Here is an 18,252-nt window from a genome sequence, read left to right as displayed (position 1 = left end):
GGAGCCTAAGAACTCATTTTCAATAGCTAGAATGTGATATTTATTGCCTCCCTATAACCTTGCCGGTATTACTACTTCTATAAAGCCAGCTGAACTGTGGTTATTTCAACAATAAAATGTGTACATTCATCGTCTTTCGCTTGAAGGTATATTGTATACCGCATATAGTAATCCCCTGTTTGAGCAGCTAACGTTGCCAACGATCTTTGCCCGCAACATTACGCACTTACTCTCTGCGTTAACGTTATCGGAAAATACGCTTAAGGAACATTATGCGACAAAAACACTTAATCTCTTCAATAGCTAAGCTTGCAGCCAAACTACTGCTTACTTCGGCTGTTGCCCTATCGCTTTTTGCTTGTCAAAGTACGACTAGCAAAGACAGTGAGTTAGCCACTAAAAAGTCTGACTCGCAACTAACCCTTAACGCTATTTATCAAAATAAAGCGTTTAAATCAGAAAAGGTTGGTCAAATTCGCTGGCTTAAAGATGGCAGCGGCTACCTTGCTATAGAAGTGCCCAAAGGCAGTGATAAAGAAGAAAGCACTGACAGCGAGCGTAAAGACAAAGAAATCGTACAATATGACTCTGAAACCTTAACCCGCAAAGTGTTAGTCACCACAAAACAGTTAACCCCTACTGGTGCAGACGAACCGCTGAGTATAGACGACTACATTTTTTCAGATGACCGCAGTAAATTATTAATTTATACCAACAGCAAAAAAGTATGGCGTTCAAAAAGTCGTGGTGATTATTGGTTATTTAACTTTGCCCATAACAAACTTAGCCAATTGGGCGGAAAAGAGGTAGCCGATAGCCAGCTAATGTTTGCCAAGTTTTCTCCTGATGCTAATAAAGTGGCTTATGTACTAAACAACAATATCTATTTGCAAAACCTCAATGACATGAGCATATCTCAACTAACCAACAGTGCAGGTAATGGCATTATTAATGGTTTATTCGACTGGGTTTATGAAGAAGAATTTATGATTCGTGACGGCTTTCGTTGGAGTCCAGATGGTAAAAAAATCGCTTACTGGCAACTAGACACCAGTGGCAGTAAAGATTTCATCATGATCAACAATACCGATGAGTTATACCCTACCGTCACCAAATTCCCTTACCCTAAAGTTGGCGAAGACAATGCGTTAGCTAAAGTAGGTATCGTTGATTTATCCAGTAAAAAAACTACCTGGACAAAACTGCCTAACAATTCACGAAATATGTACATTCCCCGCATGAACTGGTCAGGTAACAGCCAAGAAATACTTGTACAACACCTTAACCGTAAACAAGACATTAATCACTTATACCTAGCCAATGCTAATAGCGGCGAAGTTAAGTTAATAATGACAGAAAAAGAAGACACCTTTATAGATTTTGTTGACGATGCTAGATGGTTAGACAAGGGAAATAGCTTTATTTGGACGAGTGAACGTAGCGGTTGGCGTCATCTTTACCGCATTTCACGTGACGGTAAAACAGTGACTAACTTAACCAAAGGTGACTTTGATATCACCGACATAAAAGCCGTTGATGAAAAATCTGGCTGGTTATATTTTATTGCCTCACCGACAAACGTTGCACAGCGCTATTTATACCGCAGTAAGTTAGACGGTAGCTTGTCTAACCAACGTGTTACGCCAGCAGAGTATGCAGGATTTAACCAATATCAAATGGCAGAAAATGGCAGTTGGGCAATTCACAGCCACTCAAGCTTTACCAAACCAACCAGCAAGTACTTAGTTAATATTCCATCTGACAGTAGTACTAATGACAAAGCTGTTCATCAGAAAAAACATACCTTAATGACTAATAACAAGTTAAACGCTAAGTTAGCTGAACTTGAACTTGCGCAAACTGAATTCTTCCAAGTTGAAGCCCAAGACGGCTTAGTACTTGATGGTTACATTACTCGCCCAGCAAACTTTGATGCCAGCAAAAGCTATCCAATAATCTTCTATGTTTACGGTGAAGCGTGGGGACAAACCGTACAAGACAAATGGCGCGGCAATGCTTTTATCTGGGATCAAATGTTAACCCAGCAAGGATTTATTGTTGCCTCAATTGATAACCGCGGTACTCGTGCACCTAAAGGACAAGCATGGCGTAAATCAATTTATGGTGGCGTAGGACTATTATCGTCACGTGACCAAAGCGATGCATTAAAAGCCATGGCAAAACGTTGGTCTTATATTGATACTGACCGCGTAGGTATTTGGGGACATTCTGGTGGCGGCTCTATGACCTTAAATATGTTATTTAGATACCCTGAGCAATATCATGTCGGCATTTCATCAGCCCCCGTAGCTGACCAATTACTTTACGATACTATCTACCAAGAGCGTTATTCGGGCTTATTAGAAGATCACGCCGAAGGCTATAAAGAAGGCTCACCTATTACTCACGCGGCAAACTTACAAGGCAAGTTATTACTCGTGCATGGTACAGGTGATGACAATGTACATTACCAAGGCAGTGAGCGTTTAATCAACAAGTTAGTGGAACATAACAAGCAGTTTGAATTTATGTCTTACCCGAACCGAAGCCATAGTTTAAAAGAAGGTGAAGGCACGACACTGCATTATAAAACCATGAAAACTGAGTTCTTTAAAGAGCATTTGTTGGCTAAATAACTTTATGCACGAATAATGTAAGTTACAAAAAAGGGCAACTAGTATTTAGCTAGTTGCCCTCAAATACTTACTTAGACAGTGTAATAAGTATGAGTACTTCACTAAGATTATCTTTGTATTTTGTAATGACAAATAACTTACAATACAAATACAACAATAAAGGTAACAAAACAAGGTTATGTCAGACTGTTAGTCCGGTGGCAGTTTTTACGGGGGGGGGAGTAATAGACGTATTTTCGTGGTTGTTCGATTGGCTAGGTGGTAGAGGGTTAAGGTAAAGTACATTAACCCCCGTAATTAGATTGCTGTCTCCTGGTTCAAAAGACATAACATTTTAATAAAATTCTGAGCTTCTTTTAAGCTGCCAAAACGGCCTATAACATCCTCAATAGGATCGGTCACTTCATAAGATGTTCTTACCGCGTTATTACCTGCATTCGATAAGTCGACTTGAACTAGGTTGAAACCAGATTGTTCCATGAGTGTTGTTCTCTTTTTCATTAATAACTCCGGTTGAAAAATTGGGAAAAATAACAATCCGTCCCCTTTTAACTTCCTTTTTTGCTTCTCTTTCAGTAACTGTAACTACGTTGAAAAGTGCCATTAACTATGAATAAACGAATTTACTCCATCGCTATAGCCTAGAGCAAAAGCTTGATGGATACTTTTATAGCGACCATCAGCACTGGCATGCGAATCACCTAAACTTTCAATATCTAAACTAATGAATTTTTGTAACAATGAACCTTGTTGATATCCAGAGTTATATGCACATTGGCAGCACTTATGGGCTCCCTTAACATGCATTTGATGCTCAGCTAAGTCTGTAAGTAAACTTTCATCTACTCGTCTTGCGTGAGCTTGCTTGCATGGCACTGAACTATTCATATTTATTACCTTTAATCCACGCGTACCAGTACTTAGCTCCGACTTTGAAGCTGTATCAGTATCTCGGGTTAAGCCAAGATTTAAGTCTAAGTCTAGTGATAACATCGCATGCATTATAATTGTCTTCCTCACCCTAAAAATTTGAATAGTTTCAGGACGGTTTTTGATTTTTTAGCCTCAGACTACTATTTCATAATTAAAGACGATTGAACATTACACGCCATTACAAAAATAATGTCATGGCGTGATTTTTGAGATTTCTACGGGATAATTGTTCAAAAAATGACACCGCATTACGAAACTGAAATTAAGGCTATTTTTTAAGACAATATTTATAAAAACAAACCAAAGATAATAAGCAATGATTTAACAACAACTTATTGGACAGAAAAACAGTTACAAAGAAGATAAACAACAGCATTAAGTCAGTTGTAATTGGCTGTCATGGCTTAAGGAGCAGCTAACCTATAAATTTACATCCAGATTTCAAGGGAACTCATCCCCCATTTAATAAATAATTTTACCTAAACACTTACGTTACAAAACAGGAAACGTCATGAACAAATATATTAAAGTTTTATCACTATTGTTGGCTTTTACGAGCAGTGTTTATTTACCTAGCGCCATTGCAGCTACCACGACTAGCTCGACTGACATGCTAATCACTATAGCAGAGACTAACCCTGACCTTATTGAACGATTAGATGAAATCGCCATAACAAACCCTGAACTACTTAATCAATTATTAACAATGGCTGATGGAGATGCAGAGCAGTTGGAAAGGTTATTAAATTTAGCTGAGAGCAATTATTATATATTTTCGAAATTGGCTAGTATTAAAAGTGTTGAAACAACGCAAGTATTAACAGTAGAAGAAGAACAAGTTTCACCGTACGGTCAAATGACTACGTTTGGTACTATTGATGATAGCGGTGGTATTATTCAGAATTAATTTTATTCACTAATTTATTTAACGAACTTGGTAATTAATATTAAACGTTTAATTTAAACAACGTCCAGAATTTTCATACTTTACCATTAACTGCATAAACTCGTAGTCCTGACATAAACTATCAAACCAAGGAAGGTTAAACCAAACGACGCCGACATTATTTTTTAATGCGGCTTTCACATGATGTATAGCGGAGGCTTTCTCTTTTAACAAGCTATAGACAATAGCAGAGCTATAAGATACCTCGCCATTTTCAGGCGCTAAGGCTTGCGCTTCACTTAACGCGGCTATAGCTAAGTTCGCTTGATTTAACTGACCATAAGCTTGCGCTAAATTGGTTAAATACTTGACTTCATTCTTCCCCATTAAAATAGTTATTACTTTTTGATAGTGAGATATTGCTGACTCTTTATTACCTAATATCATTTCAATATCGGCTAGATTTAATAATTTAAAAGGATGTTGAGGGTTTAAATCTAACGCTTTTTGTGCAAAATCAAGAGATTTATCGTATTGCTTATTTAATGCGTAAGCCAAACTTAAATTAGTTAAATCTGTTCCATTGTTTAAATTAGTTACTGTCTTTTCATATGCTGCAATCGCTAATTCAAGCTTACCTTGCAGTAACCAGATATTGGCCTGAAATCGTTTTGCTTTATAATTATTAGGTACAATGGCTAGCATTTTATTCAATGTACTTTCTGCCTTAATTAAGTCCCCCATACGCCAATAGCTAAAAGCAAGATTGTTTAACAGTGTAGTACTTGGTCTAAGCTTAAAGGCATTAGAGTACGAATCAGCCGCTTTTTGATATTTTCCGGTATTAAAAAACATAAAAGCTTCAAACCCTAAAATAGTTAAGTTATCAGCGCCTCTTTTTTTTGCCTCACTGACTTGAAGTCTCGCGGCTGACATGTTTCCTCTATCGGAGGCCAACCAAAAACGGTCTATAGCTGAAAAAACGCTGTAACGATATTCCGGAGGTGAATTTTGTAGTACTAATTCAAGTCGTTTAAGATGACTTTCATCTCTAGTATGTTTATATAAATTTAGAGCTGTTTCTCGAAATAAGCTGTAAGCCGCATATAAGTAGGGAGAGCGAATTAACAGCGCCTCTAATTTATTCAAACTCTCTACACTATAATTACCATGACCTTTTATTTTGCTATAAAGAGCTATGTAATCACGGTAATCCTCTTCGTGAATAGGTCGTTGTACTAAAGCAGATTGGTTAACTTTTGAATGTTCAGGAAAGAGCGAGGCAAACTGCATTTGGCTGGTACTAAAAATGGCATTAAACTCATCTACAGGAGCTAGCCAATTTTTCTCTGACTTTACCGTTAACCTATCACTATTATTTGCTTTAGCAACCAAACGTGAAAAGCTTACTTTACAACGGCTATTATCACACTCTAACGCAGTTGTAATAATGTCTGAGGCACCTACGGCTTGCCTTAGCTTCTTCAAATCATCGGGGTATTCTTTAGTAATAGCATTCACTTCTCGTTGCGAGATTAAATACATATTTTTAGTGTTTATTACTGCTTGGCGTAAAGCATCTTCCACCGCTGACGTAACTAAATCTTGTTGCATAGGTGCCATTAATGAGCTATCAGACAATGTCGGCTTTAATATCACAACTTGCTTGGTTTCAACTTCATTCGTTTTATCAAACCAATAAAGTATAATTATCATAAGACAGAATATAGTCATGCTAGTAATGGCAATATTGTTCTGCCTAAACCAAGGTATTGGTCGGCTTTCAGATTCCTGAATAACTTGGGTAGGCTGAATAGCTTGGGTATGCAAAATAGGCTGAGTATATGAAGCAGTATCACCACCGCCTATACCAACTGAGCCAACTGAGCCAGAAGACAAAGGCAACTCACTTAAAGGCATTGTTGCTTGCTCACTTATTTCAGCTTGCATTAGCGCCGTTCTAATGTGCTTTAATCTATTTTCTATGCCGCTAGCAGTTAATGTGCGTTGCTCAAGTGGCTGAATTAACATTTCCATTAGCAAGTCAGTTAACGCACTCGGTGCATTTAACATTAAGTTTTTGGCATGTTCTGGCGTGCTTTCACATATTCTATTAGCAATATCTGTCGCTGAGCCCCCGTTATAACCCAAAGCAAAAGGATGACTCCCCACCATTAATTGATAAGCAACGATACCGAAGGAGAATATATCACTACGATAATCTAAAGCCTGCCTTTGTATTTGCTCTGGCGACATATAAAGCAAACTACCGTACTGAATGCCTTCAGCATTATCAGTCTTTTCATTACTTTCAAGCGTATTAGTAATGTTTTCATTACTTGCTATCAAAGCGATGCCAAAATCAGTGATTTTTAGCTGGCCTTGCTCATTCACTAATATATTATTTGGTTTTAAATCACAGTGAATCACATCGTTTTTATGCGCGGCGGCTAACCCTGAAGAAAGTTGCTGTAATAAATCCAGCTTTTGAATCAGAGTGCAGTAACTTTCCTGTTGAAATTGCGTTAATGTTTTACTATTGAAATACTCCATGACCAAGGAGATATGATCCCCTTCATCATGGACATTATAAATTTGGATTATATTAGAATGGTTCACACGCGCTAATAAACGTGCTTCTTGCAGGGCATGATTAACCGTATCGCCATTAGGCTGATAAGTTAATTCTTTAATGGCTACTTGTCGTTGTAATTGGTTGTCTTGGGCTAGGTAAACTTTACCCATACCACCTTCACCCAATAATCTTTCACGGCTGTAATGAGGTAACTTGTTATCCATGTAATACCGTAAGTGATACTTTATCTTGTCCGCGATTAACGATCAGTTCATTGCCTTTATAAATACGATAAAAAACGCCGGCAAAGCGTATTTTTTTACCTTTGCGCTCAATTAACTCATCACCATCGCAAGCACCATCAAGCATGTCTCTAAATTGCTGTTTAGCACGACAAACATGGGTGTTGAATAAGGTGATGTCACAACCTAACTCTTTCGTAAGAATTTCTGGTAAGCGCCAACCTTGGTTATCAGCATCAATGCCTTCTTTCGCATCTTCATCACGATGTCTAGCCAAGCTTAACGTTAAGTAATGATGGGCTTTATTTGCTAAAGATAATTTTTCATCATCCGTAGTAACCGTCAATTCAGTACTTTCTTCGTCTAGGCTTAAATTAAAACGATAATTTATCTGGTGAACCGACAATTTAGCTTTAGCCATTAGCACGGTATTTTCAGTTAACGGGGTTAATTTAAGCTGCCACTTTTGGTTATTGAAAAATAATAAGTCTGAACTTGCCACCGGATAAGCACTACCATCGGTATCAATGAGGAATTCTTTATACCATTGGTCTTTACTCGGCACATAAAACAAAGCAATTTCAGGTTTGTCTTCTGAAGGCAGTAAATTACCATCAGATAATATAATTGGTGAGTCAGTTACTTGCTCACCATTTTGGCCAATAGGCAGTAACATATTTTGCGGAGGGCTTAAGTCTTCTATCGAAAAACCGTGGCTTTCACCAGAAGCAAAAAATATCTTATCACCCACGTTAAGTTTATGTGGGGTATCTTTAACTAATTTCTGACTATTTACCCAAGTGCCATTATTGCTCAAATCTCGAATAAGCCATTGGTTGTTACTCCATTCAACGACTGCATGAATGCGAGACACTTCTTGCGCATTAATAACAGTATCAACATTAGTCGGAGAACGGCCAAAACAATGACACGCATTTAAATAACGTAATGCTTCGTTTTTAATAGTTAGATTTAAAATAGCAGCCATAAGATAATCATTGATACGTTAAGTTATTACAAAAAAGCAAAAAAGCAAAAAAAGCAAAAGAAATATGATTGTATATAAATACAAGAGACTCTTCTAGTGAAGATGATAAGTTATCTTCTCGTTTTCTAACCATTACATAAAGAGAGAGCTACTCAGTTTATTACCATAAATAGAATATATTTATCTTGGTGTAGTCATTTAAAACGATTGTTATGCGACAAACAAGCATAAACCTTCAACCATAAAAATTAAAAGTAATTTATTTCAACCACTTAATCAGTAGCACAAAGGCTATAACGATAATTTGAAATTACCATTATACCAAGTGAATATTCACTTTTTGAAAAATTAAAAAGTAATTAACCTCACCAATACAATAACACGCACTCAGTATATACATCTAAAGTTATAAAGCGATAACAATAAGTTACATTTCTAATAAAAATGATTATCAACAAGATTAAGTGACAAATCATACTGAATAGGACAGTTAGCTGAGTTTCTTTAGGTAAAAATATGCAATTAGCCCTAACAAAAGGCTTAAATACAGTCGTTTTATCACTGAGATTGTAAATATAAACATTTATCAGTCTTTTAAGTTAGTTTATTTCAAACACCTTATCAACATATCATTGGCCTATTGCTAATCAATAACCTCAGTTAACCTACCGTTTTTATTAATAAAATTTCTATGGCGATTTAGGATGAAACATAAATTTCAAACGCTTGTTTATATTTTGGTTACTTATCAATCGACAAGCTAACAAAATTGCTTCCTACATCAATATTTTTCAATACTTTCCTGCTACAATTACGCTATCTCAGTAGTAACTTTACATTGACTTTATCATGGCTAAAAAAGAGCTCACCATACGAGAAAAAACCATTTTCGACGGTATTTTCACCAAATATTTTTTAAAATTCATTTTCACCCTGTGGTTTAAACTCGCCGGTTGGAAACTCTGTAAAACGGCGCCTGAAGGTGCGGGTGTTGCGATTGCTGCGCCTCACACCTCAAATTGGGATTTTGTTTACGCCCTTGGTGCTGCCATTTTACAAGATGTAAAAATCTACTTTTCGGTAAAAGACAGCTTATGTCGGATACCACTATTAGGCACTTGGATGATGTATCTTGGCGCTATTCCTATTAATCGCTCGGCAAAAGGCGTTGGTCAAGTTGAGCAAATAAAACAGTTTATTAATAGCCAAAAACTAAATAGAGTGTTTTTCTTATTCACGCCTGAAGGCACCCGAGGCCCTGTACCTAAATGGAAAACTGGCTTTTACCATGTAGCTCAAGGCTGCGACTTACCTATATTTTTAGCTAAAGTAGATTACTTAAGCAAAGAAGCGGGTGTTTTTCACACCTTTTCTTTAACAGAAAATAAAGAGAGTGACATAAAAGCCATCCAAGCTTCTTATGAAAGTATTCAAGGTAAATTTCCTCTTGACCAATTTCCTGCATACACAGGTCGTATTCCAAAAATATCTGAAGTGGAAGCCAAGATAATCAAGGCTATGTATTCCTTTAAGGGCGTCGCCACTCAGGTTGAAATAACAGCCAAGGCAAAACTGGGCGAGTTATCAGTTACTATGCTCGACTATTTAATTGATAAAGGCCTGTTAGAGAAAAGTCATACTAGTGGTAAAAATGGTGAACCAGGCTATCAATTGACCTTTGCAGGTCGTGGCTGCTTTTTACATTTATCACCGAGTGTTTAATTAGCGCTATTAACGCTAACGTGAAATAAAAAAGGCCCGCTTAATCTATTGAAAAATAGGTTAACCGGGCCTTTTAGTTTTAATCCCCTTAGCTAAGTAGCTATTTAGGCAAACAATGTGTTCAGGTTAAATAAGGATACCAAGCAGTAAAACTAGATAGCTTATTAACGTCTAAGTTTTACAAAGACTACGCTGCTCAGTGCTGGCACGGTAAAGCCTTTTGAAGTTACTGTACTTTGTTTAACCACTTCATCAGTACCCTCTTGCTGGATTGGGTGTAATTGATACCCTTGAGTGCTGCTAGACTCAACATCAGCGTTAAAGTCCTCTTTAAAGTTATAACTAAACGTTTGTGTTTTAGCACTGGTATTGAAGATAACCATTAAACCTTGATATTTGTCATCAACTGGTTCGCCAGCGTTGTCATCAATAAACATAACTAACAAGCCAGTTTGTTGCGCTGAATTTTTCTCTGTACCATCTTTTTTGTCCTGCTTTATTCCCTGTATTGATACGCCAGCATTAAGAAAACTTACTTTATCAATAATGCTCTGTTCGCTGGTTAATCTAAATAATGGACTACTCATACGAATTGCTAACATGTCGATAAAAGCGCTACTACTGCGTTGAATATGCTCAGCATTGACCTGATCACGACCTTGGTGACCGGCAAGTACTTGTTTTATTAACGGCCAGTTAGCTTGATCTTTTTCAGCTGGTGGTAGTCCAACATTATAGAAGTTATCTTGCTTGGAAAAATCAACACGATTAAACCAATCACCGTAATCATAACTGTCGCGAAGAAATGACTTAGAGCGCATAAACTCTGAGCCCATGTGAATAAAAGGGATACCTTGAGCGAATAAGGCAAAAGACAAACTTTGAACATGCATTCGCACCCTATCGTCTGTTGACACGTTAAACGGTAAACGGTATTGGCTATTATCCCAAAGCGTTTGATTATCATGTTTGGAAACATAGTTGATGGTATCCGCCGGATCTAGCGCATATCCCGTTGGCTGATCGCCATAAGGAATATCTTTACCCAACACTTTTTTGCCATTAAGGGTTCTTAACGGGAAGTTAATTAAGTTGCCAGCTAAGCCAATGCGTAATTGATCCATTCGCAACGTATAATCAGCATAAAGCTGTGCTTGGTTTTGCATTTCGTTGCGCTGTTTGTCATTCGCCTGTTCACCAGTAGATAAAGAGTCATTCGGGAATGTTAATAACCCATTACCTACACCTTGAGAATCTCGAGTATTATTACCACCGCCACGAACCGCATCACGTAATCTATCTGAAAAAGTCCCTATTTCACTGCCACCTAGCTCTAATTGACTGGCTTGAACAAATTGGCTATTACTGACCACTTCACCAAAGTTCCAACCTTCACCATAAAAGTAAGTATCGCTGTCTACTTGGCGCACTGCTTCTCTTGCGGCCAACATGGCATCTTTTGGTTGATGCCCCATTAAGTCAAAACGAAAACCATCAATTTTATAATCGCGAGCCCAAACAACTAACGAGTCTGTCATGAGTTTTGCCATCATTACACGTTCTGTCGCGGTATTATCACAACAAGTAGATTGCTCAATAGCGCCTGTTAACGGATGCAAGCGGTGATAATACGTTGGCACTATTTTATCTAAGACTGAATTAGGCTCTAATCCGGCTTGATGAGTATGGTTATATACCACATCCATAATCACGCGAAAACCTAAGCTATGTAGACTTTGAACCATTTCTCTAAATTCTACTAAACGTGAAACGCCTTTTGCATCAACGGCATAACTGCCTTCCGGCACTGTGTAATGAAAAGGATCATAACCCCAGTTGTAGTTATCAACTTCACGTAACTCACTAACCAGTTGCTGTGCTTGATCACCCTCAACGGCATAACTCATTAAGCGTGATTTTATCGATTGTTTTGCATCGTAAGGTTGCTGACAGATGCTGGTATTCGGTGTAATGGCGCAAACTTTCCCCAGATTATCATCAATATCAAGATGATTACTGTCATCTTCGTTGACGGTAGCTATATCAAAAGTAGGTAATAAATGAATATTATTTAACCCAGCAGCTTGCAGTGTTTTTAAATGTTGCATGCCATCAGAATTCGTCTCGCTAAAGGCTTTATATTTCCCTTTGAAGTTAGCGTTACTTAGGCGCTTTTCGTTGGCACTAAAATCACGAATATGTGTTTCATAAAAAATATTGTCTTCGACATTTTTCACGGTAGGTATTGGCTGAACAAGCCAGTTTTCTGGTTGGGTAACGGCGTCATTCAAATCAACAACCTGTGAGTACTCACTATTAACCGACAAACTTAAAGAATAAGGGTCTGTAACTGATAATGATTCTATTTTTTTTGATGCAGGGTGATAAACATTAAGTTGATATTTATAATAAGCATAGTTAGCCTCGTTATTCGCTAAAACGTGCCAAATACCAGTATGTGCATCTTCTACCATTTCAAGCTTGCCACCCGTAATGGCTTGTAAGTTATCATCAAAAAGTTGCACTGAAACAGTCTGTGCTGTTGGCGCCCATAACTTAAAACTAACCCCCTCGCCTTTATGATTGCTGACAATGGTTGCGCCGAGATCAGTCACTTCATCAGCATCATTATCTCCCTGAGTATAAAGCGCATCAATTACCGCGCCTATTTGAACAAAGGAAACTTTTTGAGCATGTTCATTTTTATCAATCGCTACAACCACAATTTGTTGTTTTAACCAATGTTTGCTTTGCTCGGGTGATAATTGCACTTGAAAAACTTGAAAGTCGGCCAAATGGGGAAACTTTGTTGCCAATTTTTCAGGGAGACTAACGGGTGATAAATCAATGCTATTAAAACCATCTGACTGCTTGCTCAGTAGCTGATATTGATAGTTGTCAGCTGATTTTGGCAGCACCAATAGCTCAGTGGTTAACCAATGAGCTGAGCTATCACTCGGTAAATTAGCTAAGTCACTTTCTTTAAAGATACTTGTCTCAATTGCATTGACCTTAGCTTCGACTTTAACGCCCTGCTTAGTTAACTGAGAAGAGTGAGTAGCTTGGCTTGTTTCATCACAAGCACTCACTAACAAACAAGCAGAAAGTGCAATATAAATAGCATGGTTAGAACTTATGATAGAGCGAGGAAAAGAAGACATTTTCATAATAAATACGTCGTTAAAATTGTTATGGATAATAACTTACTCGTTCAGCTATTATTTAAATACTGATTTTACTAAATTACATACGTATTCAATATCTATAGCCCTGATGCTTCAACTATGCGAGTTTCAATACCTGAGCGACTTATGAGCAAAGCATATTTTTGTATTAATGGTTGTTTCGTTAAACATAGCAGTAAACATAATAGCTATTACAACTTTCATTATTCTAGTGCCTAGCTCTCCTTCCTAAAAGCACTATACTCATTAAAACTGCCTTACACTTTAAGTAAACAGCAAAGCATTTCCGTTATTGTGAGGAGTTTCTTTTTCAACTTAATGACTTGTTTATTTTTAAAACACTCGTTGCATACGTATTCAATACACATACAGGGCCTAACTAATCTTTGAATACGTATGCAACCTCTATTCATCTGTAATTTGCCCCTTTATATTAAAGTTGTTTACAAATAACAACGAACAGATACATACAAGCACATAACTGAACACATAAAACACAAACATATAATTATTAGGCTAAATGGAAGTTAGCTTATAAAATTAATCATGGATGGCTAGGGGAGAATATTCAATGCTACATTTTAAACCAAGCAAAATGACATTAGCGCTACTTTCAAGTGGCTTAATGGCACTAAGCACACAAGCTTTCGCTGCAGAAGAAGTTAAAGCTGCCGACAAAACTGCTGAACAAGCAGTTGAAGTAATTCAAGTTACTGGCTTTCGTAAAAGCGTGGTTGAATCAATCAACTTAAAACGATATTCATCTAATGTTGTTGAAGCAATCTCTGCTGAAGATATAGGTAAATTACCTGATTCTTCTATTGCTGAGTCTATTGCCCGTTTACCTGGTCTTGCTGCACAACGTATTGACGGTCGTGCAAGTAAAGTAAGTATTCGCGGTTTCGGTGAAAATGAAAGTGGCACTACCTTAAATGGTCGTGAGCAAGTGTCTATCGGTGATAACCGTGGCGTTGAATTTGATCTATACCCTTCTGAAATTATGAGCGGCGTTACCGTTTATAAAACACCTAATGCCAGCCTAGAAGGTGAAGGTATTGCAGGTGTTATTGATTTACAAACAATCAAACCACTAAATCAAGATGGTCGCGTTATCCAATTTAACGGTACCTATGAAAAAACAAGTTTTGATAAATTAAACCCTGATGGTGACGATGCTGGTGTAAAAGGCACGTTTTTTTACATGGACCAATTTGCAGACGATACCTTAGGTGTTGCTTTTGCTTATACGACCATGACGTCACCAAACCAAGAGAAGCGTTGGAACTCATGGGGTTACCCAGAATTTGAGTATGATGATGGATCAAAAGGTTCTATTTTAGGTGGTGCAAAGCCTTTCGTACGTTCTTCTACTTTAGATCGTGATTCTGCCATGCTCGTTATAGAAGCTGCGCCGTCTAACGATTTAAAAATTACTTTTGATGCCCTTTACGTTGACTTTTTAGATACTAAAATTTTACGTGGTATTGAAACACCATTTGCATGGGGTCAAGGTAGTATATCTGCTGATACCGCGGTAATTGATCCAGCAACAGGTTTTGTCACTAGCGCAATTACTCAAGGCCAACGTGTTGTAGTACGTAATGACTATGAAGAGCGTGATGCGCAATTAATGTCATTTGGTTTTAATACCTCTTGGGTAGCAAGTGACAAGTGGACCTTAGATTTTGATGCAAGTTATTCCAAAGTAGAACGTGAAGTTTATAGTGTTGAAAGTTATTCTGGTACTGGTCGTGGTGATAGCCGTGGCGCAGCTGATGATTTAGGCTACACGTTTGACTCAGGCAATACTGGTGCTACCTTTTCTCATGGTCTAGATTATGGCGATTACGATCTAATTCAATTAGGTGGTCCATTAAGCTGGGGCTGGAGTGGCGCACTTAATGATAAATATGGCGTTACTGGTACTGAATATGAAAACCAATTACAAGATGGTTTTGTCAACACGCCTAATATTGATGATGAGTTAACCTCTTTGAAATTTGCGGCTACTCAGGAAGTTGAATTAGGCTTAATCTCAGATATTACTTACGGTGTTTCTTACCGTGAACGTGAGAAAACGAAAAAGTCTGAAGGTTATTTCATGACCTTAAGCAGTTTTGATTACCCGAGTGGTAATACAGGTATGCAATCAGTACCTGAAGCATATCGTTTAGGCACTGCAAACTTAGACTTTATTGGTATGGGTGACATGATAGCCTACGATACTATGGGTTTAATCAACGGTGGTTATTATGACTTATTACAAGAAAGTTTAACCAACTCAACGCATGCGACTAAGTCTTGGACTGTAAATGAAAAAGTAATGTCTGCTTTTGTACAAGCTGAGCTTGTTACTGACATTGCCGGTTTACCACTTACGGGTAACGTTGGTGTACGTTATGTTTATACTGACCAATCTTCACAAGGCAACGCCTTTAATACCATTGATGGATTAGTCGTTACAGAGCCAACAGATGTTAGTCATGACTATGGTCATTTCTTACCTAGCATAAACTTATCATTGCAACTTGATGATACTCAAACGTTACGCTTTGGTGCTGCGCAAACGATTTCTCGTGCACGCTTAGATGAAATGAATGCTTCGTTTAATGCTACTTACAACCAGCAACCTGATGCAGAAGGTAACTACTGGAGTGTTTCAGGTGGTAACCCTGAACTTGAACCAAAAGAAGCTATCGGTATTGATTTATCTTATGAAAATTACTTTAGTGATGAAGGTTACTTCTCTGTAGCACTATTTCATAAAGACTTAAAAAACTGGATTTTTGATGGTACTTACGCCGTTGATATGACTGGTGTTTCCGATCCTGCCACAGGTGAGTTACCAGCAACAACTACGGGTACAGGTACAGGTAAAGTGAATGGCGGTAACGGTACTCTTTGGGGTTATGAACTTTCTGCAACCTTACCTTTCAACTTGATGTCAGAACACCTTGATGGCTTTGGACTTATCGCCAGTTATACGGGTATCGAGTCTGATATGAAAGATCAAAATGATAATGACTATGAGTTACCAGGTTTATCAGAAAGTATTACCAGTGCAACCTTTTATTATGATAAGAATGGTTTCTCAGCGCGTGCTAGTATGCGTAAACGTGGTGCCTTTAAAGGTGATGTTTACGGCTTAGGTTTCGACACAGTTCAAGTTGATATCATGGGTGAAACCATTTGGGATGCACAAATTGGTTATGACTTTGGTGAAGGCGGTTTTGAAAGCTTAGATGGTTTATCTATCTTCTTACAAGGTTATAACTTAACTGAAGAACCATTCACTTCTTTACAAGGTGATAATGCACTACAAGTACGTGATTACCAAGATTACGGTAGTAGTTACTTATTAGGTTTTAGCTACAAAATGTAGTTTTAATTTAAATAAAAATAAAGCCCTAGTGAACCTGTGTTACTAGGGCTTTTTTATTTCATTAATTAATATTTTTGCTCAGGTTAAGGAAAGTGCAATGCAACAAAATAACAGTCAAAGTCATACGCAAAATAAGATTCAAAACGTTGTTATTGTCGGTGGTGGCACTGCTGGATGGATGACAGCTTCATTATTAGCAAAGACTTTAGGAAAGGCCTTAAATATCACGCTAGTTGAATCTGACAAAATTGGTATTGTTGGTGTTGGCGAAGCCACTATTCCACCTATCGTTAATTTTAATAGCGCCATTGGTATTGATGAAAAGGCTTTTATTAAAGAAACACAAGGCACCATTAAGTTAGGCATAGAATTCAATAACTGGCATCAAGAGGGTGATAGTTATATGCACGCTTTTGGTAACATAGGTAAAAAATTTCCATTCTGTGACTTTCATCATTTTTGGCTGCGGGCTCAGCTAGATAAAAACGCCAGTAATCAGTCAATTGATAGCACTAATATTGATAGTACTAATATTAGCAGTAAGAGCTTTTGGGATTTCTCACTAAATTACCAAGCAGCAAAACAACATAAGTTTGCCCCGATTAGGAATATTCCAAATACCAATTTGCCAGGACTCGCCCACGCCTACCATTTTGATGCGGGGTTATACGCTAAATTCTTAAGTAAACATGCTATAGGTATGGGTGTTAAACGTATTGAAGGTACTATAACGCAAGTAAATCAGCATAATGAATCAGGCTTTATCGAAAGCGTATTATTGGAAAACGATCGTTGTATTAAGGGTGATTTATTTATCGACTGCAGCGGACTCGCCGCGTTATTAATCGAAAAAACGCTCAGTACTGGTTATGAAGATTACTCACATTGGCTGCCTTGTGATCGTGCGATCGCAGTCCCTTGTGAAAAAGTTGAGCCTATTGAGCCTTATACCCGATCCACCGCACATAAGGTTGGCTGGCAATGGCGTATTCCACTTCAGCATCGAACAGGTAATGGCTTAGTATACTCAAGTAAACACATGAGCGATGATGAAGCGAAAGAATTGCTGCTCAATAATATTGACGGTAAACCGCTGGCAGAGCCTAGAGTTATTCCGTTTAAAACAGGTCGTCGCCGAAAGCAATGGCATAAAAATGTGATTGCCATTGGTTTATCCAGTGGTTTCTTTGAACCACTTGAATCCACCAATATACATTTAATTCAAACTGCCGCTATACGTTTGATGAAGTTCTTCCCTCATAATGGCATTCAGCAAGAAGAAGTTGATGAATTCAACCGTCAGTCTAAAGTTGAATTAGAAGGCATTCGTGATTTCATTATCTTGCATTACAAGCTTAACAACCGAGGTGATAGTGAGTTTTGGCGTGCTTGTCAGCGTATGGAAATACCTGAATCATTACTGAATAAAATTGAGTTATTCAAAAAAACAGGCAAAGTATTTTGTAAACCTGACGACTTATTTACCGAAATCGCCTGGCAGCAAGTGATGATAGGACAAGGTAACATTCCTGACGACCACCACCCTTTAGTTGATACCCTAACAAAGGAGCAACTGACCGATTTAATGGCAAGTTTGAAAACACTTATCAATGGCACTGTTAATAAACTACCAAGTCATGATGAGTTTTTGCAGTCGTTAAAGTAGGTTCTAGCTTTAGATAACCCTCCAAATATTTAATGTA

The 18,252-nt window shown here is 37.8% G+C and carries 10 protein-coding genes; 5 read left to right on the top strand and 5 right to left on the bottom strand.

From position 1 onward, the window contains the following. Positions 1-272 precede the first annotated feature (272 nt). A complete protein-coding gene (locus CXF71_RS16185) occupies positions 273-2,636 on the top strand; it encodes a S9 family peptidase (protein WP_101233974.1) in 2,364 nt (787 codons plus the stop codon). A 297-nt stretch (positions 2,637-2,933) separates the two neighbouring features. On the opposite strand, the gene CXF71_RS16180 is transcribed toward CXF71_RS16185, so the two are convergent. Then, the gene (locus CXF71_RS16180; protein WP_101233973.1) at positions 2,934-3,116 is read right to left on the bottom strand and encodes a hypothetical protein; all 183 of its coding nucleotides are present in this window, start codon (positions 3,114-3,116) and stop codon (positions 2,934-2,936) included. A gap of 123 nt (positions 3,117-3,239) precedes the next feature. Then, positions 3,240-3,638, bottom strand: coding sequence for a hypothetical protein (locus tag CXF71_RS16175; RefSeq protein ID WP_101233972.1), 399 nt, complete (start codon positions 3,636-3,638; stop codon positions 3,240-3,242). A gap of 442 nt (positions 3,639-4,080) precedes the next feature. Between CXF71_RS16175 and CXF71_RS16170 the strand changes: the two genes are divergently transcribed. Continuing rightward, positions 4,081-4,476 (top strand): hypothetical protein, encoded by a 396-nt coding sequence (locus tag CXF71_RS16170; protein WP_101233971.1) that lies wholly within the window; start codon positions 4,081-4,083, stop codon positions 4,474-4,476. A 48-nt stretch (positions 4,477-4,524) separates the two neighbouring features. Here the strand turns inward: CXF71_RS16170 and CXF71_RS16165 are convergent, their stop codons facing one another. Both CXF71_RS16165 and CXF71_RS16160 read right to left on the bottom strand, forming a co-directional pair. Further along, positions 4,525-7,254, bottom strand: coding sequence for a serine/threonine-protein kinase (locus CXF71_RS16165; protein WP_101233970.1), 2,730 nt, complete (start codon positions 7,252-7,254; stop codon positions 4,525-4,527). Continuing rightward, positions 7,247-8,260: an FHA domain-containing protein gene (locus CXF71_RS16160; RefSeq protein ID WP_101233969.1), complete on the bottom strand. Its 1,014-nt coding sequence runs from the start codon at positions 8,258-8,260 to the stop codon at positions 7,247-7,249. Before CXF71_RS16160 ends, CXF71_RS16165 begins: the two co-directional genes overlap by 8 nt. 849 nt (positions 8,261-9,109) lie before the next feature. On the opposite strand from CXF71_RS16160, the gene CXF71_RS16155 reads away from it, so the two are divergent. Beyond that, positions 9,110-9,982, top strand: a complete 873-nt coding sequence (locus CXF71_RS16155; RefSeq protein ID WP_101233968.1) for a lysophospholipid acyltransferase family protein — start codon at positions 9,110-9,112, stop codon at positions 9,980-9,982. 164 nt (positions 9,983-10,146) lie between these two features. Here CXF71_RS16155 and pulA read toward each other — a convergent pair whose 3' ends face one another. After that, positions 10,147-13,149 (bottom strand): pullulanase-type alpha-1,6-glucosidase, encoded by a 3,003-nt coding sequence (pulA, locus tag CXF71_RS16150; RefSeq protein WP_101233967.1) that lies wholly within the window; start codon positions 13,147-13,149, stop codon positions 10,147-10,149. A 589-nt stretch (positions 13,150-13,738) separates the two neighbouring features. Between pulA and CXF71_RS16145 the strand changes: the two genes are divergently transcribed. Together CXF71_RS16145 and CXF71_RS16140 are read left to right on the top strand one after the other, a co-directional pair. Further along, a complete protein-coding gene (locus CXF71_RS16145) occupies positions 13,739-16,549 on the top strand; it encodes a TonB-dependent receptor (protein ID WP_101233966.1) in 2,811 nt (936 codons plus the stop codon). Between the two features lie 97 nt (positions 16,550-16,646). Continuing rightward, on the top strand, positions 16,647-18,215 hold the full coding sequence (locus CXF71_RS16140) for a tryptophan halogenase family protein (protein WP_101233965.1): 1,569 nt from the start codon (positions 16,647-16,649) through the stop codon (positions 18,213-18,215). Positions 18,216-18,252: the final 37 nt, after the last annotated feature.

The organism is Colwellia sp. 12G3 (genome assembly GCF_002836775.1).
In the GTDB taxonomy this organism is placed as follows: Bacteria; Pseudomonadota; Gammaproteobacteria; order Enterobacterales; family Alteromonadaceae; genus Colwellia.
This window is presented reverse-complemented; position numbering and strand designations above follow the sequence as displayed.